Below are 26374 nucleotides of genomic sequence, written 5' to 3'. Positions count from 1 at the left end.
ACGCCTACATCTAAGCAGCAACGAAAGTTGCTGCTTTTTCTTTTGCATAAAATGCAGGAGAATCTTTTCTTTTTCCCGATTTTCCTGTACAATAGAACTATCGAAAAATTTTTCGCCTGCTGTCGAAAAATCCACTGTTTCGTCGGCAGACCGATCAACGGAGGGAGAAATGTTATGTCGATTCAGGAAAACTGCCGTGTTGTAGAAAATACACGGCTGGGCGAGGGTCTGTATCTGATGGTGCTGGACGCACCGGAAATTGTTAAACTGACGCAGTGCGGTCAGTTCGTCCACATTGCATGCGGTGAGGGCCATCTGCTGCGCCGCCCGATTTCGATCTGCACCTGGCAGGGCAGTCATCTGCGCATTGTTTTTCAGGTGAAGGGCGATGGCACGAAGTGGCTGAGCGAACGCAAGGTTGGCGATGTGCTCGACGTGCTTGGACCGCTTGGACACGGCTTTGACGTACAGGCACTGGGGGATCGTCCGATCTTTATCGGCGGCGGCATTGGCGTACCGCCGATGCTTGGCTGTGTTCGCACGGCAGTAGAAAAGGGTGCACAGCCTGCCGCAATCCTCGGTTTCCGCAACAAGGGTGCGGTGATCCTGGAGGGCGACTTCCGTGATGAATGCGAGACCTTTGTCACCACCGACGATGGCACCTATGCGCGTCACGGCTTTGTCACCGATGTGCTGAAGGAGCAGGTGGCAGGTGCGACCGGCGTTGCCGCCTGCGGTCCCAAGCCCATGCTGAAGGCGATTGCGGCGATTGCAAAGGAAGCCGGCGTGCCCTGTCAGGTTTCGATGGAGGAGCGTATGGGCTGCGGCATCGGTGCCTGTCTGGTGTGTGCGTGCGCACTCAAGTCGGAAAATGGCGAAACCCGTTACGGTCATGTCTGCAAGGACGGTCCGGTGTTCAATGCTGAGGAGGTCGAGTGGTAATGGCAGATTTAAGAGTGAACTTTTGCGGTGTTGAGCTGAAAAACCCGATCACGACCGCATCCGGCACCTTTGGTTTCGGCCATGAGTACGGCGAATTTTTTGACCTGTCCCAGCTTGGCGGCATCGGCGTGAAGGGTCTGACACCGACCGAGCGTCTCGGCAATCCGGCGCCGCGCATCGCGGAGACCCCGCAGGGTATTCTCAACTGTGTCGGTCTGCAGAACCCGGGCATTGATCGTTTCATCGAGGAGCAGATTCCGTTCCTGCGCCAGTACGACACCAAAATTATCGCCAACGTCTCCGGCAACACGGTCGAGGAGTACGAGGGCATGGTCGAGAAGATTTCGGACGCGGATGTTGACCTCATCGAGATGAACATCTCCTGTCCGAACGTAAAATGCGGCGGCATGGCATTCGGCACCCAGCCGAAGATGGTCGAGGAGGTCGTTTCGGCAGCCAAGGCCAAGGCGAAGAAGCCGCTGATCGTCAAGCTGTCCCCGAATGTCACCGATATTGCGGAGATTGCACGCGCGGCGGAGTCCGCAGGTGCGGACGCGCTTTCGCTCATCAATACACTGCTCGGTATGCGCATTGATATCGAAAAGCGCAAGCCGATCCTGTCCAACGTAATGGGCGGCTTGTCCGGTCCGGCGGTGTTCCCGGTTGCGGTTCGCATGGTATATCAGGTGCGTAAGGCGGTTTCCGTGCCGATTCTCGGCATGGGCGGCATCCGAACCGGACGTGATATTGTCGAAATGATGCTTGCGGGCGCAGACGCGGTTGCCATGGGTACGGTGATGTTCAACGACCCGACCGCTCCGGTCAAGGCGCTTGCCGAGCTGAACGAGTGGCTGGATGCACACGGCGTGAAGTCTGTCACTGAGCTGTCCGGCGCGGTTGAGGTAGGCTAATGAGAACCACGGTCTACATCATCCGTCACGCTGAGGCAGAGGGCAATGTATACCGCCGGTGTCATGGTCAGTACAACGCGCTGCTGACCACGCGGGCATACAAGCAGCTGCCGTATCTGGCAAAGCGGTTTGAGAATGTGCCGCTCGCGGCGGTTTACTCGTCCGACCTGTTCCGCGCACGCGTAACGGCGCAGGCTGTGGCAGAGCCGCACCATCTCTCGGTAGAGACTCGACCGGTGCTGCGCGAGATTGATATGGGAGACTGGGAGGACATTCCGTGGGCCGAGCTGCCGCACACATGGCCTGAGCAGTACGCGCTGTGGTGTGCCCGTCCGTGGGAAGCAGCGCCGCCGCACGGCGAGACGGTCATGCAGGCCGGTCAGCGCATGCTGGACGGCGTGCGCGCGATTGTGCGCGAAAATGAGGGCAAAGAGGTCGCAGTAGTGACGCACGGCAGTGCGATTCGCGGCATGCTGACGATTGCACACGGCTTTGCACCCGAACAGATGGGCGAAATCGGCTGGGGTGACAACACCTGTGTTGCCAAGCTGGAATTTGACGAAAACGGCAATATCGACGTGGTTTACGAGAATGATGCCTCACATTTGCCGCAGGAATACTCCACGTTTGCGTCCATTGGATGGACAAATACCAAGGGCATTCCGGCGTCGCCGCAGATCTGGTTCCGCCGTGCTGACCCAAAGAATCCACAGGATGTGGATAAAATCGTGGGATTCATGCGCGAGCTGCACAAGAATGCCTACGGCACGGATGCAAACCTCGATCCGGATGCGCTCATCCGCGATGTAGAGCGGGCACAGAAGGTTTCGCCGCGGGCGTGTACCTTCGGTTGTCTGGAAGGCGGGGAAGAGGCCGCGCTCGTTTACCTGAAAACCTGGTGGGAGGAGCAGCCGGAGATTGGTCTGGTCGGCGGCTTCTGCATTGCCGGTGACTACCGCGGCTGCGGTCTGAGCGGACAGATTCTCGGTCAGGCCATCAGCGTGTACCGTGCGCTCGGCAAGCGCGAGCTGTGTGCTCGTGTCGCCGAGAAAAACATGCGTGCACAGGGTTTTTATCATAAATTCGGTTTTCTGCAGCGCGGCGAGTACCGCGATGAGAACGGACTGCATTATCAGATGATAAAGCCGATTTCGGTCGAATAAATAGGAAAAGCGCTCTGTTTTTGGCAGAGCGCTTTTTGATTTTACAGCTTGAGCAGAACCGCACTGTATCGCGGCAGCGCAACCGTACACAGACTATCCTTGCGGGAGACGGCAAGTGTCTCTCCGGTGCCGCCGAACTCCGCGGCATTGCTGTCAAGCAGAATCGTAAACTTCGGCAGGGAAGCGGTGAATTTCTGTTCGCTGTCCGCAAAATTGCACAGGGCGAGCAGCGTTTCTCCGTTTGCACGGCGCTCCATGCCGAATACGCAGGGCGCATCCGCATGATTTTCCGCCCACCGGAAATTATCCGGCGCATAATCTGCGTGCAGCGCGGGATTCTCCACATAAGTTTTGCACAGGCTGTGGAAAAAACGGTGGAACGGACGCTCGGCCAGTGCCCAGTCCAGCGTACCGGCTTCGCTCCATTCGTACAGCTGACCCAGCTCGTTACCCATGAAATTCAGCTTTTTACCCGGATGTGTGAACATATACAGATACATCACACGCGCCTGCGCATACTTGTCGCATTCGTCCGCGCCCCACATTTTCTGCACGATTGCCGCCTTGCCGTGCACAACCTCGTCGTGCGAGAGCGGCAGCAGGTAGTGCTCGTTGGAAAAATAGTGCATCGACCAGAGCAGCTTGCCATGGTCGCGCGGACGCAGATCCGGCTGGGTCTGGCAGAACTCGAGCGTGTCGTGCATCCAGCCGAGATCCCACTTGTAGTCGAAGCCCAAGCCGCCCTCGTCCACCGGACGGGTGACACCGGGATAGGCAGTCGAGTCCTCAGCGATGAGCAGAGCCGAGGGATGGCGGGCTTTCAGACCGCGGTTCATATTTTTGAGGAATTCGAGCGTGTCGCCGTTGACGCCGCGCGCGGGATCGCCCTGCCAGTAGATCAGGCGCGAGACCGCATCCATGCGCAGACCGTCAAAATGAAACTCAGTGAGCCAGTAATCGGCTGCAGACTGCAGAAAACAGCGTACTTCCCGTCTGGAATGAATGAAATTGTAGCTGCCCCATTCACTTTCACCGACCGCGCTGTGCGGGTACTCGTACAGGTGCGTGCCGTCGTATTTCGCCAGACCGTAGGAGTCCACGGCAAAGTGTACCGGTACAAAATCCATGATCGCACCGATACCGGCATGATGCAGCTTGTCAATCAGCATTTTCAGCTGTGCCGGCGTGCCGTAGCGCGAGGTCGGGGCAAAAAATCCGGTGTTCTGGTAGCCCCAGGAGCCGTCAAACGGGTGCTCGGACAGTGGCAGAAACTCCACATGCGTGTAGCCGTTTTCCTGCAGATAGGGAATCAACCGGCGGGCGATTTCATCGTAGGTGTACCAGCCGTTTGCGTCGTCCGGATTTCGCATCCACGAGCCGAGGTGCATCTCGTAGATATTAAGCGGTGCGTCCGGCGAAGCCGTGCGGCTGTTCATCCACGCTTCGTCTGTGAAGCGGTACTCCTCGAGGTCGGTGATGATCGAGCAGCAGGCAGGCCGCAGTTCCATGGCAAAGCCGTAGGGATCGCAGTGCTCGGTGACAGAGCCGTCCGGGCCGTAGATGCGGTATTTGTAAAACTGGCCTGCGCGGGCGTCTGGCACAGAGACCGACCAGAAGCCGCTGCGGCCGTCCTGCATCAGATCGGTCTCGGTCCAGCCGTTGCACGCGCCGGTCAGCGTAATGCGGCTGGCATTGGGCGCAAATGTACGGAAAACGACAGCGTTTTGCTCTATGTGAGCGCCAAACCAGCGGTAGGCGTCGAAAATTTCGCCTGCGAAGAATTGGTGCTGATTCATGGAAGCACTTCCTTTCTTTTTCCCCTAACGGGGGATGGTCGCTTGTGAAGCGAAAGAACTGCGGCGGTTTCGCCGGGGAAACCAAAAGGGTAGACACCTACGGTTTCTACCCTCTTGGGACTCCCGTTTCCCTTGGGGATAGCACGGCGAAAATTAGTGAACTGAGACTATAAGGACGCGACAGAGGATTTTCTCTACCGCAGGACGTGCTTTGCGCGTCCATGTATCCGCATATTCGCAGTGTCGGATAGATTACTGCTACACATGCGGTTAAATCTACGCTGGGTGCGGCACAAGGTGAATTGCCCGTAGGGCAAGAGAAGGTCCCCTGGGGGATAACAGTGCCGCACAATTCGTTAGCGTGTTATGATAGACAGGGCCTACGAAGATAAATTGTACCGAATACCTAAATTCGCAGGTGCCTTCCGTTACAACGTGCCAAAGGGTTGCGCGACACGGGTATGTCGCGCCTGCGGAGACGGAACCGCATGTGTAGCAGCAGAGTATCTGGCACTGCGTATAGGCAGGGGAATGGGAGCACACTGTGCTCCCCAACGGAAGAAAAAATCCTCTGCCGTTCCCCTTTTCGGAGCGGTCTCGTCTCTCCGATTTTCGCCGTGCCCTCTAAGGGAAAGAGGAAGATTCACAAGAAGGAGAAAACCGCAGGTTGTCTCCTTCTTGTGCCCCCGCCGGGTAGGCGACACCATCGCTGGAGTCAGCGGCACTGGCATATTCATACATCCAGTATAGAATACATCCACGTTAAACGCAACCGTCAAAACTGTACAAAGTGTCCGTTAAATAAAAATGAACCGACCCGCCGCTTCGCGGCTCTTATACTCGGGTGCGTCGAAGGACGCGGATTTCACCAAAAATAAAATGAACCGAGTCCAAACTGGCTGCTCTTATATACAGACGCACCCAGGGAAAGGATAGAAAGTTATGAACGATAAAGAGCTTGTCAGCCGCATGCAGCACGGCGATATGCAGGCGTTCGATGAGCTGTACGAGCGCTACAAGGACGATGCATACCGCCTTGCGTGCCTGATCACCGGCAGCAGGACGGACGGCGAGGATCTGGCGCAGGAGGCCTTTGTCACCTGTGCGCAGTCCATCAAATCGCTGCGGGACGGCAGCAAATTCCGGCCGTGGCTGCTCAGAACGCTGTCCCGCGCGGCATGGAAGTACTGCCGCAAAGCCAAACGGGAAACGCCGGTCTCAGAGTTTTTCGATGCAGGTGAGAGCGAAAGCGCACTGTCCGCCGTGCTGCGGACGGATGAGCAGCGCCGCCTGTATGCTGCACTCGATACGCTGGACGAAAAACGCCGCGTGACCGTGGTGCTGTATTACTTCGATGATCGCTCGGTGCGCGAGATCGCGCAGGCGACCGGCGTGACCGAGGGAACGGTGAAATCCCGCCTTTTTTCCGCTCGCCGTCATCTGCGGCAGGCGCTGACCGAAGAACGGAAGCCGAAGGAGGCTGCAAATCATGGATGAAATCAAAATGGAACGTGAAATCAAGGAAATGCTGCATCAGTGTGCAGATGAGCTGCATGCACCGGATTCGATGCAGGCGCGCGTCAAATTCGCACTGAACAATGCACCGGCACGCAAGCGTCATCTGTGGAGCAAACGCTTTGTGGCGGTTGCCGCTGTCGCTGCGATTGCGGTGACCGGCGCATTTGCGGCAGGCGGCATGGGCGGCATTTTCAGTGAGGGCTGGTCTGACCAGCGGTTGGATCTGTCGAGCACGCAGGCGCATCTGGCTGATGCCGGTGTAGCGCTCACGCTGCCGGACAAGATTGGCGAGTATACGTTCAGCTACGGCTCTGATGTGGCTACCACCGCACGGAATGATGTGGGTGAAACGGAGAAAATCGCCGAGGTGGACGCAACCTACACGAAGAATGGCGCGGAGCTGAATCTGTCCGCGCACAAGAGCTACACCGTGTTCACCGAGGACGAGATGGAGAATCCGGTTCCGGCAACGACTGCCGAGGTAAACGGCGTTACGCTGACCTATCGCGATGCGCACTACCGCTTCGTACCGGACGACTACGAGAAGTCCGACGAGGAAAAGCAGCAGGAGAAGAACGGCGAACTCGTTATCAGCTATTATGGCTCGGACGAGGTGGAGGATAAGATGTTCCAGTCCGTACTCTGGGAGCAGGACGGCGCAACGTACCTCATCAGCGGCTATGATACCGGTCTGGATGCACAGACCATGTTCGATATGGCAGCTGAGCTTGTAAAGTAAATCACAGCAGACGAAATTTCACGAAAAAAGCATCGGAAACGCAGTTTCCGATGCTTTTTTATGCTTTCCGGACGGTTTACTCTACCGAAATGATGTAGTAGTAAACCGGCTGACCGCCGTCGATGACGTTGATCTCCATCTCCTTATTTTCCTTGTGAAGCAGGTTCTCGACCTCAGCGGCCTGCTCCTCGGTAACGCCTTCGCCGAAGATAACGGTTGCAAACGCGCTGTCGTCGGATACCATCTCGCGCGCCAGCTTCTTGATGACCGAGGTTTCCTTGCCGTTGGCGCACAGCTTACCCTCGCACAGCGACAGATACTCACCCTGCTTGATCTTCTTGCCGTCAAACTCGCTGTCGCGGGCCGCATACGTCACCTGACCGCTGCGGACGTGCTTTGCCGCGTCCAGCATAGCAAGCGCCAGCTCGCTGTCCTGCTCGGCTTCCGGATCGACCGCCAGCATGGCCGAAATACCCTGCGGGATGGTCTTGGTCGGCACGACGATCACCTTTTTCTCCTCGGAGAGATGAACCGCCTGCTCGGCAGCCATGATGATGTTCTTGTTGTTCGGCAGCACGAAAACGATCTCTGCCGGAACGGCATCGACAGCGTGCAGAATATCGTCGGTGGACGGGTTCATGGTCTGACCGCCCTGTACGACAACGTCCGCGCCGAGGTCGGTAAACAGGGTTTTGAGACCCTCACCGGCAGCAACGGCTACAAAGCCAAACTTCTTCTCTGCCGGAACGATCACGCGCTCTTTGGGCGCGTCTGCCGTGCCCTCGATTACCTTGGCGGTGTGCTGCTCGCGCATGTTTTCGATCTTAACGGTCAGCAGCGGACCGAATTTCAGACCCTCCTCGAGCGCCTTGTTCGGCTGGTCGGTGTGAACGTGTACCTTGACGATATCATCATCCTCGACAACAACCAGCGAATCGCCGATTTCGTTCAGGATAGAGCGCAGACGGGCAACATTGCGTGCCTTGTCCTTGCGGGATGCGATGAACTCGGTGCAGTAGGTGAAGGTGATGTCCTCGTCGTTGATCGCAGCGAAGTCTGCGGTGGACTTGGTCGGCTCTGCCGCAACAGCACGTTCCTTGTGGATGCCGCGCAGCGCGTCCAGCATGCCCTCGAAGATGGTGATAAAGCCGAAGCCGCCGGCGTCAACCACGCCTGCCTTTTCAAGCACCGGATTCTGGTGAACGGTCTCCTCGAGTGCGGTGTGGCCCTGCTCGAGGATCGCTGCCAGAACCTGCTCTGCGGTGAGCGTCGGCTCGGCCTGACACAGCTCGACCGCGTGCTGTGCCGCAACGCGCGATACGGTCAGAATGGTGCCCTCAGCGGGCTTCATAACCGCCTTGTAGGCGGTGTCTACGCCTTCGCGCAGCGCAAGCGCGAGTGTGCGGCCATCAGCCTCCTCGGTCTCGCGCAGCTTTTTCGCCATGCCGCGGAACAGCAGCGACAGGATAACGCCCGAGTTGCCGCGCGCGCCGCGCAGCAGCGCGGAAGCGGTCGCATCCGCCGCTTTGGCGAGGGTCGGCTCAGCGAGCTTTTCCATCTCAGCCATCGCGGAACCCATCGTCATGGACATATTCGTGCCGGTATCGCCGTCCGGCACCGGGAATACGTTCAGTTCGTTTGCCTGTTCCTTCTTTTCTGCAATGGCGAGTGCGCCCTCGATCACCATGGACCGGTACAGCGCACCGTTGATTTTCTGATCTGCCATTTAATTTAATCTCTCCCTAAAAAAGTAACCGCGCAGTTGCGCGTAATAAGATTTCGGTTTACTTGCAAACCGTAACCGCATGGCAGGATTTCCTTAGGGCAATCCGAGCCATTGGTCCCGTCCGCAGACGTCCGCGGTTACGCCGCGGCATGCAATCAGCGGCGTATTTCGCCGCAACAAAACCCGCGACATGTGCGTGGGTTTTGTTACCCCGACTCAGCCGTCCTGGACGGCGACGTTCGGGTATCGGAAGTCAGTTTCTCCGGAACTGACTTCCGTATATAGGGGACTTGCGAAGTCCCCTATAGGTCAGTCCGCCTTAATGCTCTCTACATAGATATCGACGTTCTTCACGTCCACACCGGTCAGACGCTCAACGTTGTAGCGTACCTCGCCGATGATAGAGCGGCAGACGGTGGCAATATTCACACCGTGCTCGACTGCAATGTGCAGGTCGATGTTGACACCGCCGTCCACAGCCTCGGTGACCTTTACGCCGCGCGACTGGTTTTCCAGTCCGAGCAGGTGCGCCAGTCCGTCCGACATGGAGCGGATGGTCATGCCTTTGACACCGAAGCAGGAGGATGCTGCGTAACCGGCAATGCCGGCCAGCACCTCGTTGGTAATGTCGATATATCCGAGATCGGTCTTGATGGTCATATAAAAACCTCCCTGCGAGTTAGGGGTGCAGAATGCGGGTCCCCTTGCAATAATCAATACTTTTGCTGCTTATATGATATAACAAAATCATGTAAAATACAAGCAATGCGGTGATGAAACTGCGTTATTTTTCAACACAGCGGCAGAAAATGGATAAATTGAAGGATAGTGTCGAATAACGCGGAAAATTCGTACAGGTTAATACAAACAAATGTTTGCTTATTGCAGCGGATTGCGGTATAATAAGGATAAAATTACGAACGTATGTTCCGACGGAAACAGCGAGGAGTGCCGAAAATGAAGAAGATTTCCGCCAAACAACAGCAGATACTGGATTATATAAGCAGTTATTCCCTTGAACACGGCTATCCGCCTTCGGTGCGCGAGATTGGTGCAGAGATGGGACTGCGGTCGCCGTCCACCGTGCATGCGCACCTGAAAAAGCTGCAGGAGGCCGGTTATCTGGAGCCGAATGAGCATAAATCGCGTGCGCTGACGCCGGTCAGCGGCCCTTCCATGGTGCCGCGCGTGCCGATTCTGGGCCGCGTCACCGCCGGTATGCCGATCCTCGCGGTGGAGGAGCATATCGGCTATGTGCCGTTCGAACCGGCAGCGGGAGGCGGCGAGTATTACGCGCTGCGCATTCGCGGCGATTCGATGATCGGCGTGGGCATTATGGATGATGATCTGGTCATTATCCGGCAGGATGTGCAGGCGCGCAACGGCGACATCGTGATCGCGCTGCTCGAGGATGAGGCCACCTGCAAGACGCTCAACATCACGCCGGACGGTGTATGGCTCATGCCGGAGAATCCGGCGTATCCGCCGATCAACGGCACCGGGTGCCAGATTTTAGGCGTGGTGAAGGCGGTTTACCGCGAGTATTAAGAGCAGCCTTTTTCAGCATCGGCTGAGCGGGGGACGCGAACTGCCGCAGGCGTGTTCGCCCCTAACGGGCGGGAGGTTTTTCGCTTGAAATCAAGCGGGGACTTCGCCGCTCCCGCAGCGAGGGCAAGAGGGTAGACACCTACGGTTTCTACCCTCTTAACTCCCGTTTCCCTTTGTTTGTTAGTCTGGCGCAGACCAGAGAGCGGCGACCGCTTCGAAAAGGGGAACGGCAGTCGGGTTACCACAGCGTATCTTTCGCAACCTGTTCGCAGTTCACAGATAGATTGCTGCTACACAGGGTGCGGCACTGTTATGCCGCACCCAGCGTAGAGTTGCCCGTATGTGTAGCAGAAAGGTATCTGACCCTGCGAATACGCGGATACATGGACGGCTATCAGTCGTCCTGCGGAAGAAAAAATCCTCTGCCGTTCCTTTATAGTCTCAGTTCTGCAAATTTCGCCGTGCTAAGAGGAAACGGGGAGATTCATAAGAGGGGTGGAAACCTTTGGTGTCCATCCCTCTTATGCGCCCGCCGCGTAGGCGAACTCCCGCTGAACTTCAGCGAAAAACGCTCCGCCCGTTAGGGCGAACCGTCTGCGCGGTTCGTGCGCCCCGGTCAATTGGTGCAGAAAAAAGGGCGCCGCCCAGAATGGGCGAACCGCCTGCGCGGTTCGTGCGCCCCGTAAAGCGGGTGCCTTGCAAATCAAAATTCCCAAAGGAGAATCCTCATGCCATCGGTTGATGACAGCATCCAGTTCGTCAAGGGCATCGGCCCGAAAAAGGCGAAGCTGCTCGAAAAACTGCATATCCGCACGCTTCGTGACGCGCTCGAGACCTACCCGCGCGACTACGAGGATCGCACTCACATCACGCCGATTGCGGAAATCGGCATGGAGGACAAGTATGCTGTGCGCGCTGTGGTCGGCACCGAACCCAGGGTCAACCGTATCCGCAAGGGCCTGACGCTGGTCAAGTGCACGATTTACGATGAAACCGGCACGCTGAACGTCACCTATTTCAACAATCCGTATGCTGCGGCACAGCTGCGCGTCGGACAGGAGTATGTGTTCTACGGCAAGGTGCAGGGCTATGGGCGCGGCCGCACGATGGTTTCCCCGCAGTCGGAGAAGGTCGCACCGGACGCTGACCACCCGGGACGCATCGTGCCGGTCTATCCGCTGACGGCGGGACTGACCCAGCGCGATCTTGAGCGTGTAACCGCTGTCGCGCTCGACACGCTGACCGGTGAATGGTCCGATCCGCTGCCCGAACTTTTGCGGGCGAAATACCGCCTGCCGGACGCAGTAGATGCGCTTTCTGCAATTCACCGGCCGAAAACCAAGGACGATGTGGCGCAGGCGCGCCGACGCATGGTATTCGAGGAGTTGTTTTTGCTCTGCTGCGGCCTGCAGCAGCTGAAGGAGCGTCGAAAGGCGGATTCCGGCATTGTTTTCACCTCGAATGGATTGGATTCGTTCTTTGAAGCCCTGCCGTTTACGCCGACCGGTGCACAGCGGCGTGCGATTATGGAGATCGCGGCAGACTGTGCCTCCGGACGGCCGATGAACCGGCTGGTGCAGGGCGATGTCGGCTCGGGCAAGACAGTGGTAGCGGCCGGATTGTGTGCGCTGGCCGCGCAGAACGGCTGGCAGGCGGCTTTCATGGCGCCGACCGAAATCCTCGCCGCGCAGCACGCGGAGACGCTTGCACCCATGCTGGATGAACTGGGCATCTCGTGCACGCTGCTCACCGGCTCGATGACTGCCGCGCAGAAACGTGCGGCACTGGCCGCCATCGAGACCGGTGCGGCGCAGGTTGTCGTGGGCACACACGCGCTCATTCAACAGGGTGTGCAGTTCCATCGGCTGGGTGCCGTTATCGCGGATGAGCAGCACCGGTTCGGTGTGGCGCAGCGTGCCGCGCTGTCCGCGAAGGGCGGCTCGCCGCATGTGCTCGTCATGTCGGCTACGCCGATTCCGCGCACGCTCGCACTCATTATGTACGGCGATCTGGATGTATCCGTGCTGGACGAGATCCCGCCCGGAAGAAGTCCGGTTGAGACCTACGCCGTGGGCGAAAACATGCGCAAACGTATTACTGCCTTCATCGACAAGCAGGTCGGTCTCGGTGGGCAGGCTTACGTCGTGTGTCCACTCATCGAGGACAGCGAAAATGCAGAAACCAAGCTGAAAAGTGCGGAACAGCACGCAAAAGACCTGCAGAAGCTGCTTCCGCACCGACGTGTGGCTGTGCTGCACGGACGGATGAAAAACGCGGAAAAGGATCAGATTATGCGCAATTTTGCAGCGCAGAAATACGATATTCTGGTCGCAACAACGGTTATCGAGGTCGGTGTGGACGTGCCGAACGCCAATCTGATGGTGGTCGAGGACGCAGACCGGTTCGGTCTGTCGCAGCTGCATCAGCTGCGCGGACGTGTCGGCCGCGGTACACGGCAGTCGTACTGCGTGTTCTTCGGCGCGGATAAGGGACAGGTCGCGCGGGAGCGCCTGCGCATCCTCTGCAAAACCGGCGATGGCTTCGAGGTCGCACGCGCAGACCTCGCACAGCGCGGTCCGGGTGACTTTTTCGGTCAGCGGCAGCACGGCCTGCCCGCACTGCACGTTGCGGATTTGGCGGCTGACCTTGCGCTCATGCAGAACGCCCGCGAGGAAGCGGAAGCGCTGCTGGCCGCCGACCCAACACTCGCCGGATATCCCATCCTGCTCGACCGTGTGCAGCGCATGTTCGCCGAACAAAATGATGAAGCGTTCAACTAAATTAAAAACAGGAGAGAACCTTGGTTCTCTCCTGTTTCAGTCTGTCAATAAAGTCCGGTTTCGCGACAGTTATTTATACGGGTCGTCCGGCTTGAGGTAGCAGCATTTCTTATACTTCTTGCCGCTGCCGCACGGGCACGGATCATTCGGGCCCGGCTTCTTGCCGGCACGCTTGGGCTCTGCCTTGACAGAGCCGTCGGTTGCGCCTGCTGCGCCGGTCTCCTTGGCTACCTGCTCACGCTTGGGTTCCTCACGGGTGCGAACCTGTGCAAGGAAGATCATGCGGACGGTATCCTCGCGGATGGAATCGATCATCGCGTCGAACATATCAAAGCCCTCGCGCTTATACTCGACCACCGGATCGTACTGACCGTATGCACGCAGGCCGATGCCGTTGCGCAGCTCGGTCATAGCGTCGATGTGGTCCATCCACTTGCTGTCTACGTTCTTGAGCAGTACAACGCGCTCCAGCTCACGCATGATGGGCGAGCCGAGGGCCTGCTCCTTAGCGTCATAAACCTTATGCGCCTGATCTGCCAGAATGTTGGTCAGTTGGTCAGCGGTCAGATCGTCGCACTCCTCGGGCGTGAAGGTGCAGTCCTCCGGACGCAGGAATACGCCGATGAACGGACGGCGCGCCTGCTCAACCATCTCGGTCGAAATCAGGTTATGCTCGCCGATGGCGGCATGAACCGCATGGGCGATGGTCTCGTCGATCATCTTGACGATGTTGTCCTTAACGTCCTTGCCCTCGAGCACCTGCAGACGCTGTGCGTAGATGGTCTGACGCTGGGTGTTCAGCACATCGTCATACTCAAGGACGTGCTTACGAACGCCGAAGTTGCGGGATTCGATCTTCTTCTGGGCATTTTCGATCGCGCCGGATAGAATCTTCTGATCGATCGGCTCATCATCGGCAATGCCGAGGGTGTCCATCATGTTCTGGATACGCTCGGAGCCGAACAGACGCATGAGGTCATCCTCCAGCGAAATGTAGAAGCTGGATTCGCCGGGGTCGCCCTGACGGCCGGCACGGCCGCGCAGCTGGTTGTCGATTCGGCGGGATTCATGGCGCTCGGTGCCGAGGATATACAGACCGCCTGCCGCACGAACCTTTTCGGCTGCCGCGTCGGTCTCGGTCTTGAACTTGCGGTACAGCTCCTCAAACTTGGCGCGGATAGCCAGAACCTCCTGGTCGTCAGTATCGGCATGGCCGTTTGCCTCGTAGATCATATGGTCGATGTAGTCGTGTGCAACGCGCTCGTCCATCTCGCCCTTCTGCACACGGTCCTCGACCTCGTGACGGAGATACTTCTTAATTTCATCCAGCGCCATGGTCTCGGCGTTGCCGCCGAGCATGATATCGGTACCACGGCCTGCCATGTTGGTTGCAATGGTAACTGCGCCCGGTTTGCCGGCCTGTGCAACGATCTCTGCCTCGCGCTCGTGATACTTTGCGTTCAGGATGGTGTGCTTGATGCCCTTGGCCTTCAGGATCTTGCTCAGTTCCTCAGACTTTTCGATGGAAACCGTGCCGACCAGAATCGGCTGACCCTTTGCGTGGCACTGCTCAATGCGGGCAATGGTCGCCATGATCTTGCCGCGCTCGTTCTTGTAAACCGCATCCGGATTGTCCTTACGGGCGATCGGCTTGTTGGTCGGGATTTCGATAACGTCCAGCTGATAGGTGTGGCGGAACTCCTCCTCCTCGGTCAGCGCGGTACCGGTCATGCCGGACAGCTTGCCGTACAGACGGAAGTAGTTCTGGAAGGTGATGGTTGCCAGCGTCTTGCTCTCGTGCTCGACCTTTACGCCTTCCTTGGCCTCGATCGCCTGATGCAGACCCTCGTTGTAGCGGCGGCCGAACATCAGACGACCGGTAAACTCATCAACAATGATGACCTGACCGTCACGGACAACGTAGTCTACATCGCGCTGCATAACGCCGCGTGCCTTGATGGCCTGGTTGATGTGGTGCTGCAGCGTGGTATTCGCGGGGTCGGACAGGTTTTCTACCTTAAAGTAAGCCTCGGCGCGCTTCTGACCGTGGGGGGTCAGCGTCGCGGTCTTTGCCTTTTCATCGACGATGTAATCGGCATCGATGTCGTCCTGCTCCTCCTTGGCATCCACTTCCTTGACGCGCAGGCAGGAAAGCTGAGCGGCAAAGCGGTCCGCAATCTCGTACAGCTGAGAGGACTTCTCGCCCTGACCGGAGATGATCAGCGGGGTACGCGCCTCATCAATCAGGATGGAGTCAACCTCATCGACGATGGCGAACGCATGGTCACGCTGAACCATTGCATTTTTGTAGATTGCCATGTTGTCGCGCAGGTAGTCGAAACCGAACTCATTGTTCGTGCCGTAGGTGATATCAGCGGCGTACATCGCCTTGCGGGCCTGCGGTGGAACCTCATGAATGACAAGACCGACCTTGAGACCGAGGAAGCGGTATACCTTGCCCATCCACTCACTGTCTCGCTTGGCGAGGTAGTCGTTGACGGTGACAATGTGTACGCCCTTGCCGGTCAGTGCGTTCAGATAAGCGGGAAGGGTAGCCACAAGGGTCTTGCCTTCACCGGTCTTCATCTCTGCGATACGGCCCTGATGCAGGACGATACCGCCGATGATCTGTACACGGTAATGACGCATACCGAGTACGCGCCATGCTGCTTCACGGCAGGTGGCAAATGCCTCCGGCAAAAGCTGGTCGAGCGTTTCGCCGTTCTGGTAGCGCTGCTTGAATTCGTCTGTCTTGGCGCGCAGCTCGTCGTCGGTCAGCTTTTTGAACTGCTCTTCGAGTGCGTCCACTTTATCCGCAATGGGGTAGATCTTTTTCAGCTCGTGCGACGAGTGCGTGCCGAAAATTTTGGTCAAAAAATTAGCCATTACTTTTCTTCAGCCTTTCAAAAGGGCGCAATAGCCCCATTTGTTACATATACGATAATATTATAGCATAAAGTGGACAGGATATAAATAAATTTTTTGTGAATAAGCAAATTGCTGATATTATAAAGCTGTTAAAGCGGCGGCTGTGGCGGCAAACACGGCGGCGGACGGGTCGTTTTCCCGTTCGGACAGGGGATGCCACAGGCGGTCAACACGCGCCATGCCGCCGGAAAGCCGGGTGTAGACTACCACCTGCTCCATGCCGAGCCGCACACCGGTCAGCCGCAGGTGCATCATGCAGCGGTTTTCGCTAAGATAGATGGGCTGGGTGCGGTGCAGTGCAACGTAGCCGCGCACGTTGGCCCAGCGGTAGATTTCGCTTTCGGCGAGGTCGTGGATGCTGCCGTGTTCACCGAGATGGACGGCGGTGCTGCTCAGCACCAGACTGCGGTCCACCGAGGTGACTTCGTCGTGACCGGTCAGCGGCCGTTCGTCCGCACCAAGCGTGCACAGCGCGATATTGTTGCGCAACGGGTAAAATCGCAGCGGAAGCGCGTTTATTTTAGCCGCTGCGGTGAAAACTGCTGTCTGCGTAAAAACTCCTCCGTTGCGGCGTGATTTTGCACGGATTTATCCACAGACTTGTGGATAATCGAATGGTTCCATGCCGGTGCCGCGGAGTGTTATTGTATCACGCGGAAGGCGCGGGATTTGTCAAAATGGAAATTTCAGCAAGCGGGATTTTACAGGGTACACGGATTGTGTCAGCAATACGCTCTGTCTGGGCGGCACCTGTTTTTCTGCAGCGACCCAGCGGGGTACACGAACTGCGTAAGCGTGTTCGATCCTAACGGGCGGGGAGTTTTTCGCTGAACCTCAGCGGGGGGATTCACCGCCGCCGCGGCGGGAACGTGCCGCGCCCCGCGGCGGGGCAAGAGGGTAGACACCAAGGTTTCTACCCTCTTAACTCCCACTTCCTTTTATTTCGTAGTCCGGCGCAGACCAGAGAACGGCGACCGCTCCGAAATAGGGGAATGGCAGTCGGGTTACCGCTGCGTGTCTTTCTCCGCCTTTTCGCAGTTCACAGACAGCGTACTGCTACACAGACGGTTGAGTCTACGCAGGCGCGGCACAAGGTGAATTGCCCGAAGGGCAAGAGAGGGTCCTCTGGGGGATGACCGTGCCGCGCAACACTTGAACGCGTTATACCGGAAGGCACCTGCGAATTTAGACGTTCAGTATAATTTATCTTCGCAGGTGCTGTCTGTTATAACGCGCTAACGAATCGTGCGGCACTGTTATGCCGCACTCAGCGTAGACTGAACCGTATGTGTAGCAGTACAGTAACTGAACTGCGAATAGGTAAAAGAAAAGGACGGACCCCATAGGTGGTCCGTCCGTACGACCGGAAAAATCCTCTGCCGTTCCTCTTTTTCGAAGCGGTCGCCGGTCTCTGACCTGCGCCAGACTAAGAAATAAAGGAAACGGGATTCACAAGGGTGGAAACCTTGGTGTCCATCCTTGTGCCCACCGCCGTGGGTACGGTGGTAACGCGAAGTGCGGCAAATTACATGCTGCCGCCCTTACTGCCTTCCCACACGCCGGTAGCGAGTGCAGACAGGTATGCGTTGATAAAACCGTCAATATCGCCATCCATTACAGCGTTGATATTGGCATTTTCAAAGCCGGTACGCGTATCCTTGGCGAGCGTATACGGCATGAAAACGTAGGAGCGAATCTGGCTGCCCCATTCAATCTTCTGCTGAACGCCCTTGATGTCCGAGATTTTCTCAAGATGCTCGCGCTCCTTGATCTCAACCAGCTTGGAACGCAGCATGCGCAGACAGTTTTCCTTGTTCTGCAGCTGGCTTCGCTCGGTCTGGCAGGCTACAACAATACCGGTCGCCTTGTGAATCAGTCGAACCGCAGACGAGGTCTTATTGATGTGCTGACCGCCTGCACCGGACGAACGGTAAACCTGCATTTCGTAATCATCCGGCTTGATCTCAAAGTCCGTGGAGGTATCCGGAATATCCGGAACGACCTCTACCGCCGAGAACGAGGTCTGACGGCGGCCGGATGCATCAAACGGAGAGATACGGACCAGACGATGTACGCCGTTTTCACCCTTGAGGAAGCCGTAGGCGTTTTCACCCTCAATGAGAATATCGGCGGACTTGATACCCGCGGTATCGCCATCCTGGTAGTCCATGATCTTATAGGTAAAGCCGTGACGCTCTGCCCAGCGGGTGTACATGCGGTACAGCATCGCGCACCAGTCCTGTGCCTCGGTGCCGCCGGCACCGGCGTGGAAGGATACGAGCGCGTTGTGGCTGTCGTACTCGCCGGTCAGCAGCGTGCGCAGCTTCTGCTCGGCAATGCCGTCTTCCAGCTCCTTGTAGCCGCTTTCCAGCTCCTCAAGCATGGATTCGTCGTTTTCTTCAATCGCCATTTCGCAGATGGTGAGCAGGTCATCGCACAGCTCGGTCATCTTGTTGTACGCTTCAACCTTGCCCTTGAGCGAGCCCATGCGGGAGACGATCTTCTGGCTCTCCTCCGGATTATCCCAGAAACCCGGCTGAGAGGACTTGATCTCCAGCTCCTCTACCTCACGCTTCGCCTGCTCCAGACCGAGCGAGGTGTACAGCTCCTCAAGCTCGGGCTTGAGGTTGTTCAGCTTGACCTTGTATTCCTCAAATTCCAGCATGAAAATGCTCCTTCACTTTCAGATTGTTCAAAATTTCAGTACCTTATAGTATATAGGTTCACGAGGGACTTGTAAAGATTTTTTCGTGAATTATAGCAGTTTAGATAAATAATGCGGCAAAAGTAGCGTATAAAGCGCGCAAAGAGCAAGGAAATTTTATGAAGCCATGCTGGGCGCATGGCGAATGAAATTGACGATGCTATTTGCGTGCTGTATGCGCGCACTTGTTGCAGTATTTGTCTGAACTGCTATAAGGGGTTGTCCCGTAAAGATTGTGTACATTTCCACAAGTTCGGCTTGACTAATCGCTTTTTTTCCCATATGATAGTTACTGTAAAAGGGAGTAGCTCACGCGAGAGCGCGTGGTCGGTGCCGACAAGCCCGATTGACGAAAAGTCAATCCGTACCGAGCCGTAAGCAGCAAGACTTTTACCGCAGTATGCGGTAAAAGTCTTTTTTTGTGCTCTGCAGCCGGAAATCGAGCGAAAACTCCCGCGTAAGCATGTACACTGTTGGGGATAAGGGCATTGCCGTAATAGAGCGGTGCTGCCCGAGATTTTCCGGAAACGAAGGAGGAAACGGTATGCTGTCATTTGTATTTCTGGTGATCGGCTTTGCACTTATGATCTGGGGTGCGGATAAGTTTGTTGCGGGTGCATCCGCACTGGCGCGCAAGCTGGGCGTATCACCGCTGCTGATCGGCCTGACCATCGTTGCGTTCGGCACGTCCATGCCGGAGCTGGCGGTCAGTGTCACCGCAGCCCTGCGCGGTGCAAACGAGATTGCGGTCGGCAATGTTGTCGGCTCGAACATTTTTAATCTGCTGGTGGTGGCCGGTCTGTCCGCCGCTGTCTGTCCGCTTGTGATGGATAAGACGCTGCTCCGCCGTGACTGGCCGCTGTCCATTCTCGCGTCTGTGCTGCTGTTGGGCGCCATCGCACCCGACCTGACCATCGCCCGTTGGGAAGGCGTTGTACTGCTGATTATATTCGCATTCATTCTGACGCACCAGATCCGCACCGCACTGCAGAACCGCGAGCAGCTTGCTGCCGCAGCTGCAGAAGCTGAGGTCGAGGAAGCGGAAGCACCCATGTCCGCTGCGATGATCTGGGTGAATATCCTGCTCGGTCTGGCGTGCATCGTGATCGGCGGTCAGCTGGCCGTAAACGGCGCGACCGGCATTGCTCGTATGTTCGGCCTGAGTGAAACGCTCATCGGTCTGACCATTGTGGCCATGGGCACCAGTCTGCCTGAGCTTGTTACTTCCATCGTGGCTGCACGCAAGGGACAGAACGACATTGCAATGGGCAATGTTATCGGCTCAAACCTGTTTAATATTTTCCTGATTCTCGGCGTTTCGTCGGTTATCACGCCGATTCCGGTACAGGCGACCTCTATCGTTGACTGTCTGTTCCTGATTGCCATCAGCGCGGTATTTTATCTGCCGGCGCGCAAGGGCAAGCTCGGACGTGTGCCGGGTATCGCCATGGTGGCAATGTATGCTGTCTATACGGTGTATCTTATTATGCGATAAGGTATCGCGGTCTCTTGCCTGCCCGGCAGGGGCACAAGGGTGGATACCAAGGTTTCCACCCTTTATTTCTTAGTCTGGCGCAGGTCAGAGACCGGCGACCGCTTCCATATAGGGAACGGCAGAGAAAAATTTACCATGACTTTCGGAGAAAAGAACGTAGACAAGCCGATTCGCAGTGCTGCCGTTGAGAAGAAGGGGGCGTCTCAGACTTGGCGCGCTGCCCCGAAAGGTGAACGGATGGATATCCGCGTGTTCAGCACCAAACCCGCGATAAAATCTCTCTTAGACATAGAAAAACACCCGATAGGATATTCCTGTCGGGTGTTGCCTTAATTGTAACGCAAAATCGTCATTCCGGCGGGCAAGGTGAGTGAGAACCATGCCTGTGCTCAGCACATTGGAGATAACGGTCGCAATCGGCACACCGGCCACACCAAGCGGCAGCGCGAATAAAATCAGCTTGTCCGCCAGACCGCCCTTGTGTTTGGTCTGTGCCATGAAACGATGATTCTCCTTGCATGAGAGCTACGGCATTATCTTATCATGCGGCGGACAGCGGTGCAATACGCGGGAAACGGATTTCATCATTGTAATTTTTCCTCGAAAATTGTATAATATTTTTGTATAGAAAAGCAATTTGCGTGCCGAATCTATCGTTTTGCGCCGCAGAGGAGGATAGAGGACATGAAATTTTTTGAAGCCGTGCCGGACGAGCTGTTTTCACCGCTGGCGTCACCGAACCGTGCGCTGTACGCGGATGCGCTCGATGTGCTGTACACGGCGTACCGCGAAAAGCTGAAGCTGCCCGAGGATATGCTGTATTCCATGCTGCGGAGCAGACTGGAGCAGCAGCTGGCCGAGGCTACTTTCGAGGGCGAGGACATCGACGAGGATGAGCTGCGCGATATTTCCGGCCGTGCCCGTTTCCTCATCCGCAAGCTGGGCAGCAAGGGCTGGTTTGAAAAGGAGCGCGGCACAGATTTTCGGGAATACATTACGGTTCCGGGCTACAGCAGCCGTCTGCTCGAGCTGTTCCACGCGCTGCGCGAGGACACGCCTGCACGCGGCTATTCATATGTGTTCGGCACTTATTCCACGCTCAAGGTCGCGCATGAGTCGGACAGCGTGTATGACAAAATGGCTGCTGTCTACGGCGCATATGACAACACGCGCGCGCTTATCAACCTGCTGCAGATGGTATATCACAACGTCAAGCATTATTTTCAGATGCAGATCGACATGCACAATATCGGGGAAGTGCTCGCATCGCACTTTGATGATTTCGGGCAGAAGGTGATGGAGGCGTACATCCGTCCGCTCAAGATCAAGGATTCCGTGCCGAAATACCGTGTGCCGATACAAAATGTGCTGACAGACTGGGCGGAGAACGATGATCTGCTCATCGCCATGGCGAATGCCGCTTTGGCTGACCGCCGAGGGGACACGCCGGAGAACTGCCGCGCCGATCTTCTTCGCAAAATTTACTGGATACAGGAGTGCTACGACAATCTCGAGCGCGATTATCTGGATGAGATCGATGCACAGGTGCGCCGCTACACGCGTGCGGCTACGCAGAAGATCGAAAACCTGACCAACCGAGATCAGAATATCCGCGGCAATCTGCACACGGTGCTGACCGCGCTGTCGCGCAACCGGCGTGCCGCCGATCTGGTGGACACGATTCAGCCGGTGTTCCGGCTGTATGAGCAGACCTGCCTGTCCGAGAGCAGCCTGTGGTACCGCAAGCGTCCGGGCAAGCGGACAAAGGCCGCGCCTGTGCTCGTGCAGGAAACCGAAGCGGATACGGCAGCCGCCGCAAAGGCGGCTGCACTTTTGCGCTCGGAGTATGGCCGCGGCGCCATCGCGGCGTATGTGCAGGGCTGGCTCGGTGAAAGCGATGTGTGCCGCTCGGAGGATATTCCGCTCAAGAATGATAAGGACTATGTGATGAGCCTGCTGGCGGTGCTGACCGGCAGCGACCGCTCGGCGGATTTCACGGTGCAGGAGCTGGACGGCGAACGCCGGGAAAACGGCTATGCTATTCCGGAACTGCAGATCAGCCGGAAGGAGAACAACGAATGAATTTGGAATTTCTGAATACCGCTACCGCAAAGGAGCTGGAGCAGTTCAAAGCGGTGTGCAATCAGCTGCTCAGCCGCACCTATGTGGTGCGCACGCTGTACCGTCCGGGCAGGGGACGGGTGAGCAACCCGGACTACACTTTTTTATCCATTCATTATGAGTCCGTGCGCGAGTATCTCAGCCTGCTCGACTGGGATTTGCGGCGCGACGACATAAACGGCTACTTTTATGTACTGAACACGGATGAAGCCAACAGGTGCATCCTGTCCAAGCGCGAAACCGCGATTCTGCTTGCCCTGCGCATGCTGTACGACGAAAGCCAGGAGCGCCTGGGACTCGAGCAGGACGCGCTCTGCACCGTGCGCGAGGTGCTCGAAAAGGTCGTAACCGACTACGCCATCCTGCCGGCTAAGCCGAATATGGAGGAGGTCAAGCGGGCGCTGACCGTGTTTGAAAACCACTCGATTCTGCAGCGCATCGAGGGAAAATTTAATCAGGCTGACTGCAGATTTGCCATCCTGCCGACCATTCAGACTGCCGTTTCGAGCGAACGATTGAATGAGGTCGCAGCCGTGCTGCGAAAGGAGGAGACCGCCGATGAAGAAACTGAAGAAGATTCTGCTGATTAACTGGCTGTATTTCAGCAAGGAGGTCATCGAGGTCGGTGACGTGAACTTCCTGACCGGCAAAAACGGCGCCGGCAAGTCCACGGTAATTGATGCGCTGCAGATCGTTCTGCTTGGTGAGACCAATGCGCGCAACTTCAATCTGGCGGCGAATGAGCGCTCACAGCGCACGCTGGACGGCTATCTGCGTGCCGATATGGACGAGAATAACCCGTATTCCCGCCGAGGCAAGGACTTTTCGACCTATATTGTCTGCGAGTTTGAGGACGATGTGGAACACAATAGTTTCGTGTGCGGCGTGATGTTCGACTGCCGCAGTGACGGCAGCCGCCACGATCATTTCTTTATCTATGTCGGAAAACTGCCGGAAAACTGCTTTGTCGAGGACGGCGAGGCGATGGATATTCACGATCTGCGCAAATTCCTCAAGCAGAATTTCTCCCGCGCCGAGGTGTACGATACCCAGTGGGAGTACCGCCGCAATATGCTCTCGCGGTGGAACGTGCACAACGAGCAGGTGCTCCGCATGATGAAAAAGGCGGTGTCGTTCCGTCCAATCGTGGATATTCAGCAGTTTATCACCGAAAATATCTGCGATATTCCGGATAAGCCGGACATCGAAGCCATGCAGCAGAACATCCGCAACTACAAGCGGCACGAGCAGCTGGCGCAGCAGCAGGAGGAAAAGCTGACCGCGCTGCAGGAGATCAGCACTCTGTACCGCGAAATGACGCGCTCGGTGGACCGCTGGCGCGTGCAGTCCTTCCTTGTGCAGTGGGCGCAGAAGGAGGACATGCAGGCGCAGATCGACAGCCGCGAGCAGGAAAAGCGAAACTGCCTGTCCGAGCTGACCGCGGCGGACACCGCGATAGAGGATTTGGCCGGGCAGGTGCAGGCGAAGGAGGAACGCCGCCGTCAGCTGGACCGCGATTATGCGCAGAGCGACACCTATCAGGAGCGCGAGCGGCTGGGCAACCAGAAGCAGTCGCTGCTGACCGAGCAGAGCAAGCTGGTGCAGGAGATGGAGCGCGACGCACTCGAGATCAAGCGGGAGGCGCTGCGGCTGACGCACCTGTGCGAGACCGCGCTTGCATGGGACGCCGAGGATGTGCTCGTTCCGGTGCAGCAGGCGGCAGAGCAGGTGCAGCGCACCTACGCACGGCTGTCGAGCGGCGAATGCGCGATCTTCGGTCAGGAGCAGACCGTATTCGAGGACGCCCGGCAGGCGGCAGCGGCCCTGTCGGACGCGCTGGCGAAGGCGGCGCATCAGCTTGGCGATAAGGTTGCAGAGCTGCAGCATCAGCTGACCGAAAAGCAGACTGCACTTGCCGATCTGCGCAGGAACATCAAGGACTATCCGCGCGGACTGTTGCCGTTCCGTGCCAAGTTGGCGGAGGAACTGGAGCAGCAGGCGGGAGCGCCGGTTGCGGTAGATATTCTCGCGGATGTGCTGGAAATTGAAGATGAGCGCTGGCGCGGTGCCGTGGAAGGCTATCTCAACAACCAGAAGTTTTATTTTCTGGTTGAACCGGCATATTACGAGCAGGCTTTGCGTATTTACAACAAACTCAAGTGGGAAAAGAGCCTGAACGCCTACGGTCTGGTCGATATCGGCACGCTGCGCGAGCGTGAGCATATCGACCCGCAGAGCGGCAGTCTCGCGGAAAAGGTGGAGACTGGGAACGCACTTGCGCGAACCTACATGGATTATCTGCTCGGACGCGTGATGTGCTGTGACACGGTTGAGCAGCTGCGCGGGCATCGAACCGCTATCACAGATGAGGGTATGCTGTATCAGGGCTATGTGGCGCGTGCGCTTCGCAGAGACCGTATGGAGGATGCGTTCATCGGCCGTCATGCGGTCACGCTGCGTATCGCTCGTCTGGAGGAGGAGGCCGCTGGCCTGCAGACCGAGATTTCGCACCGGAAACCCATCTGGCAGGCAGTTTCTCAGCAGAAAGCGCCCATGCTGACACCATATTATGTGCGAAACATCGTACCGCAGCGGCAGGCGGATTTTCTGTACCGCGCGGAACTGGAGGAGGAGATCAACGCGATCGACGAGCAGGTTTCCCATCTCGACCTGCTGTGGCTGGATCAGCAGAAGCAGCTGATTGTCGAGATCAGCGACGAGATTGCGGCGCTGAGTCATCAGCGCGAGGTGCAGATCGCACACAAGGCAAGGCTGGAGGAGCGTATTCGTCAGCTGGACGAGGAAATCCTGCCCGAGCAGTACCGCAGCCGCACCGAAATGGAGCGCAGGCTGGCGGAAACCTTCTCGGAGACCTACCGCGACGATATCGGTCTGCCGCGCTACCGGCAGGAGCTGGAGCGTCTGCACCGGCCGGATATCGTGTACCGCAATTTCAGCAGCCACCATGCACAGGTTGTCAACGAGATGGAGAACGCCCGCGCGGCACTCCTGCGGGCGCGCCGAGAATATGTCGAGAGGTTTGGGCCGTGCTCGTTCCGCGTGGAGGCAGATGACAATGCGGAGTTCGATGCGGAACGCCGTGTGCTCGAGGAAAGCGAGCTGCCGCAGTACCGCACCAAAATCCGTGCCGCACGCGAGAGTGCGATGGAGCAGTTCCAGAACGACTTCCTGTCCAGGCTGAAAAGCAGCATCGAGCAGGTGCAGGATCAGGTCAAGAACCTCAATCGGGCACTGCGGCAGGCGCAGTTCGGCACGGACAGCTACCAGTTCCGCGTGGACCGCAATCCGGATTACGCCGAATATTACGACATGATTATGGCGCCGGAGCTGATGGAAGGCGATATTACGCTGTTTTCCGCACAGTTTCAGGAGAAATACGGTCCGCTGATCGACAAGCTGTTCAGCCAGATCACCATGGCAGACGATACCCAGCTCAACGCCCGCAAGCAGAGTGAGCTGCAGGAGAACATCGAGCGGTACACCGACTTCCGCACCTATCTGAAGTTCGATCTGGAGACCACCGATCAGAACGGCTCCAAGCAGCTGCTGTCGCAGACGCTCAACACTAAGTCGGGCGGCGAGACGCAGACGCCGTTCTATATCGCGGTTCTGGCGTCGTTTGCACAGCTGTATCGCGTGAGCGATACGTCCAGCTTTGGCAACACCGTGCGTTTGGTCGTGTTCGATGAGGCGTTCAACAAAATGGACAGCGAACGCATCATCGAAAGCGTGCGTCTGCTGCGCAAAATGGGTCTGCAGGCGATCATCTGCACCCCGCCGGATAAGGTTTCGGATATCATGCCGATCGCTGACCGCACGCTGCTGGTCGATAAGCATAAGTATCGGATGCACATTCTGCCGTTCAGTAAGGAGAATGCACAGTAAAGAAAAATCCCGCTTTCTCGCGTGAGAAGGCGGGATTTTTGTGTGATTTCGGACAGGCTGCCCCGTTAGACAGGCGAAGTCCTTCTATACGGCTGGC

At 57.1% G+C, this 26374-nt stretch carries 18 protein-coding genes; 11 read left to right on the top strand and 7 right to left on the bottom strand.

Going from position 1 to position 26374, the window contains the following annotated elements:
• Nucleotides 1-174 precede the first annotated feature (174 nt).
• Genes PGS25_RS05050 through PGS25_RS05040 form a run of 3 tightly spaced genes read left to right on the top strand, consistent with a single transcriptional unit; the run spans nt 175 to nt 3016 of the window.
• Nucleotides 175-942 (top strand): dihydroorotate dehydrogenase electron transfer subunit, encoded by a 768-nt coding sequence (locus PGS25_RS05050; RefSeq protein ID WP_118360099.1) that lies wholly within the window; start codon nt 175-177, stop codon nt 940-942.
• Nucleotides 942-1853: a dihydroorotate dehydrogenase gene (locus tag PGS25_RS05045; protein ID WP_116704764.1), complete on the top strand. Its 912-nt coding sequence runs from the start codon at nt 942-944 to the stop codon at nt 1851-1853. The genes PGS25_RS05050 and PGS25_RS05045 overlap by 1 nt, the downstream gene beginning before the upstream one ends.
• Nucleotides 1853-3016 (top strand): bifunctional histidine phosphatase family protein/GNAT family N-acetyltransferase, encoded by a 1164-nt coding sequence (locus tag PGS25_RS05040; RefSeq protein WP_118360098.1) that lies wholly within the window; start codon nt 1853-1855, stop codon nt 3014-3016. The genes PGS25_RS05045 and PGS25_RS05040 overlap by 1 nt, the downstream gene beginning before the upstream one ends.
• Nucleotides 3017-3057: 41 nt before the next feature.
• Here PGS25_RS05040 and glgB read toward each other — a convergent pair whose 3' ends face one another.
• On the bottom strand, nt 3058-4812 hold the full coding sequence (gene glgB / locus PGS25_RS05035; protein ID WP_270417882.1) for a 1,4-alpha-glucan branching protein GlgB: 1755 nt from the start codon (nt 4810-4812) through the stop codon (nt 3058-3060).
• A gap of 942 nt (nt 4813-5754) precedes the next feature.
• Here glgB and PGS25_RS05030 point away from each other — a divergent pair.
• Complete coding sequence (locus PGS25_RS05030; protein WP_116704761.1) at nt 5755-6309, top strand: RNA polymerase sigma factor; 555 nt, start codon at nt 5755-5757, stop codon at nt 6307-6309.
• Nucleotides 6302-7069 carry a hypothetical protein gene (locus PGS25_RS05025; RefSeq protein WP_270417881.1) on the top strand — a complete coding sequence of 256 codons (768 nt, stop codon included), beginning with the start codon at nt 6302-6304 and terminating at the stop codon, nt 7067-7069. The genes PGS25_RS05030 and PGS25_RS05025 overlap by 8 nt, the downstream gene beginning before the upstream one ends.
• Before the next feature lie 76 nt (nt 7070-7145).
• Here the strand turns inward: PGS25_RS05025 and PGS25_RS05020 are convergent, their stop codons facing one another.
• Both PGS25_RS05020 and PGS25_RS05015 read right to left on the bottom strand, forming a co-directional pair.
• Nucleotides 7146-8795 carry a DAK2 domain-containing protein gene (locus PGS25_RS05020; RefSeq protein WP_270417880.1) on the bottom strand — a complete coding sequence of 550 codons (1650 nt, stop codon included), beginning with the start codon at nt 8793-8795 and terminating at the stop codon, nt 7146-7148.
• Nucleotides 8796-9104: 309 nt separating this feature from the next.
• On the bottom strand, nt 9105-9455 hold the full coding sequence (locus PGS25_RS05015; RefSeq protein ID WP_118360094.1) for an Asp23/Gls24 family envelope stress response protein: 351 nt from the start codon (nt 9453-9455) through the stop codon (nt 9105-9107).
• 297 nt (nt 9456-9752) lie between these two features.
• Here PGS25_RS05015 and lexA point away from each other — a divergent pair, with 297 nt between their 5' ends.
• Together lexA and recG are read left to right on the top strand one after the other, a co-directional pair.
• Nucleotides 9753-10343, top strand: coding sequence for a transcriptional repressor LexA (gene lexA / locus PGS25_RS05010; RefSeq protein WP_161275320.1), 591 nt, complete (start codon nt 9753-9755; stop codon nt 10341-10343).
• 728 nt (nt 10344-11071) lie between these two features.
• Nucleotides 11072-13123, top strand: a complete 2052-nt coding sequence (gene recG, locus PGS25_RS05005; protein WP_270417879.1) for an ATP-dependent DNA helicase RecG — start codon at nt 11072-11074, stop codon at nt 13121-13123.
• 69 nt (nt 13124-13192) lie between these two features.
• Here the strand turns inward: recG and secA are convergent, their stop codons facing one another.
• The 3 genes from secA to prfB form a co-directional block, all read right to left on the bottom strand.
• On the bottom strand, nt 13193-16009 hold the full coding sequence (gene secA, locus PGS25_RS05000) for a preprotein translocase subunit SecA (protein WP_270417878.1): 2817 nt from the start codon (nt 16007-16009) through the stop codon (nt 13193-13195).
• Nucleotides 16010-16129: 120 nt separating this feature from the next.
• A complete protein-coding gene (locus tag PGS25_RS04995) occupies nt 16130-16540 on the bottom strand; it encodes a hypothetical protein (RefSeq protein WP_133241561.1) in 411 nt (136 codons plus the stop codon).
• A 1036-nt stretch (nt 16541-17576) separates the two neighbouring features.
• Entirely contained in the window at nt 17577-18716 is a 1140-nt protein-coding gene (gene prfB / locus PGS25_RS04990) for a peptide chain release factor 2 (RefSeq protein WP_117491877.1), read from the bottom strand.
• A gap of 583 nt (nt 18717-19299) precedes the next feature.
• On the opposite strand from prfB, the gene PGS25_RS04985 reads away from it, so the two are divergent.
• Nucleotides 19300-20250, top strand: coding sequence for a calcium/sodium antiporter (locus tag PGS25_RS04985; protein ID WP_270417877.1), 951 nt, complete (start codon nt 19300-19302; stop codon nt 20248-20250).
• Nucleotides 20251-20532: 282 nt separating this feature from the next.
• Here PGS25_RS04985 and PGS25_RS04980 read toward each other — a convergent pair whose 3' ends face one another.
• A complete protein-coding gene (locus PGS25_RS04980) occupies nt 20533-20748 on the bottom strand; it encodes a hypothetical protein (RefSeq protein WP_270417876.1) in 216 nt (71 codons plus the stop codon).
• Between the two features lie 186 nt (nt 20749-20934).
• Here PGS25_RS04980 and PGS25_RS04975 point away from each other — a divergent pair, with 186 nt between their 5' ends.
• The 3 genes from PGS25_RS04975 to PGS25_RS04965 are packed head-to-tail and all read left to right on the top strand — an operon-like array spanning nt 20935 to nt 26277.
• A complete protein-coding gene (locus tag PGS25_RS04975; RefSeq protein ID WP_270417875.1) occupies nt 20935-22332 on the top strand; it encodes a Wadjet anti-phage system protein JetA family protein in 1398 nt (465 codons plus the stop codon).
• Nucleotides 22329-22961: a DUF4194 domain-containing protein gene (locus tag PGS25_RS04970; protein ID WP_118360088.1), complete on the top strand. Its 633-nt coding sequence runs from the start codon at nt 22329-22331 to the stop codon at nt 22959-22961. Before PGS25_RS04975 ends, PGS25_RS04970 begins: the two co-directional genes overlap by 4 nt.
• The gene (locus PGS25_RS04965; RefSeq protein WP_270417874.1) at nt 22930-26277 is read left to right on the top strand and encodes an ATP-binding protein; all 3348 of its coding nucleotides are present in this window, start codon (nt 22930-22932) and stop codon (nt 26275-26277) included. Before PGS25_RS04970 ends, PGS25_RS04965 begins: the two co-directional genes overlap by 32 nt.
• The last annotated feature ends 97 nt before the right edge of the window (nt 26278-26374 follow it).

Source organism: Butyricicoccus sp. AM78-15b2TA (genome assembly GCF_027665985.1).
Lineage (GTDB): Bacteria > Bacillota > Clostridia > Oscillospirales > Butyricicoccaceae > Agathobaculum > Agathobaculum butyriciproducens.
This window is presented reverse-complemented; position numbering and strand designations above follow the sequence as displayed.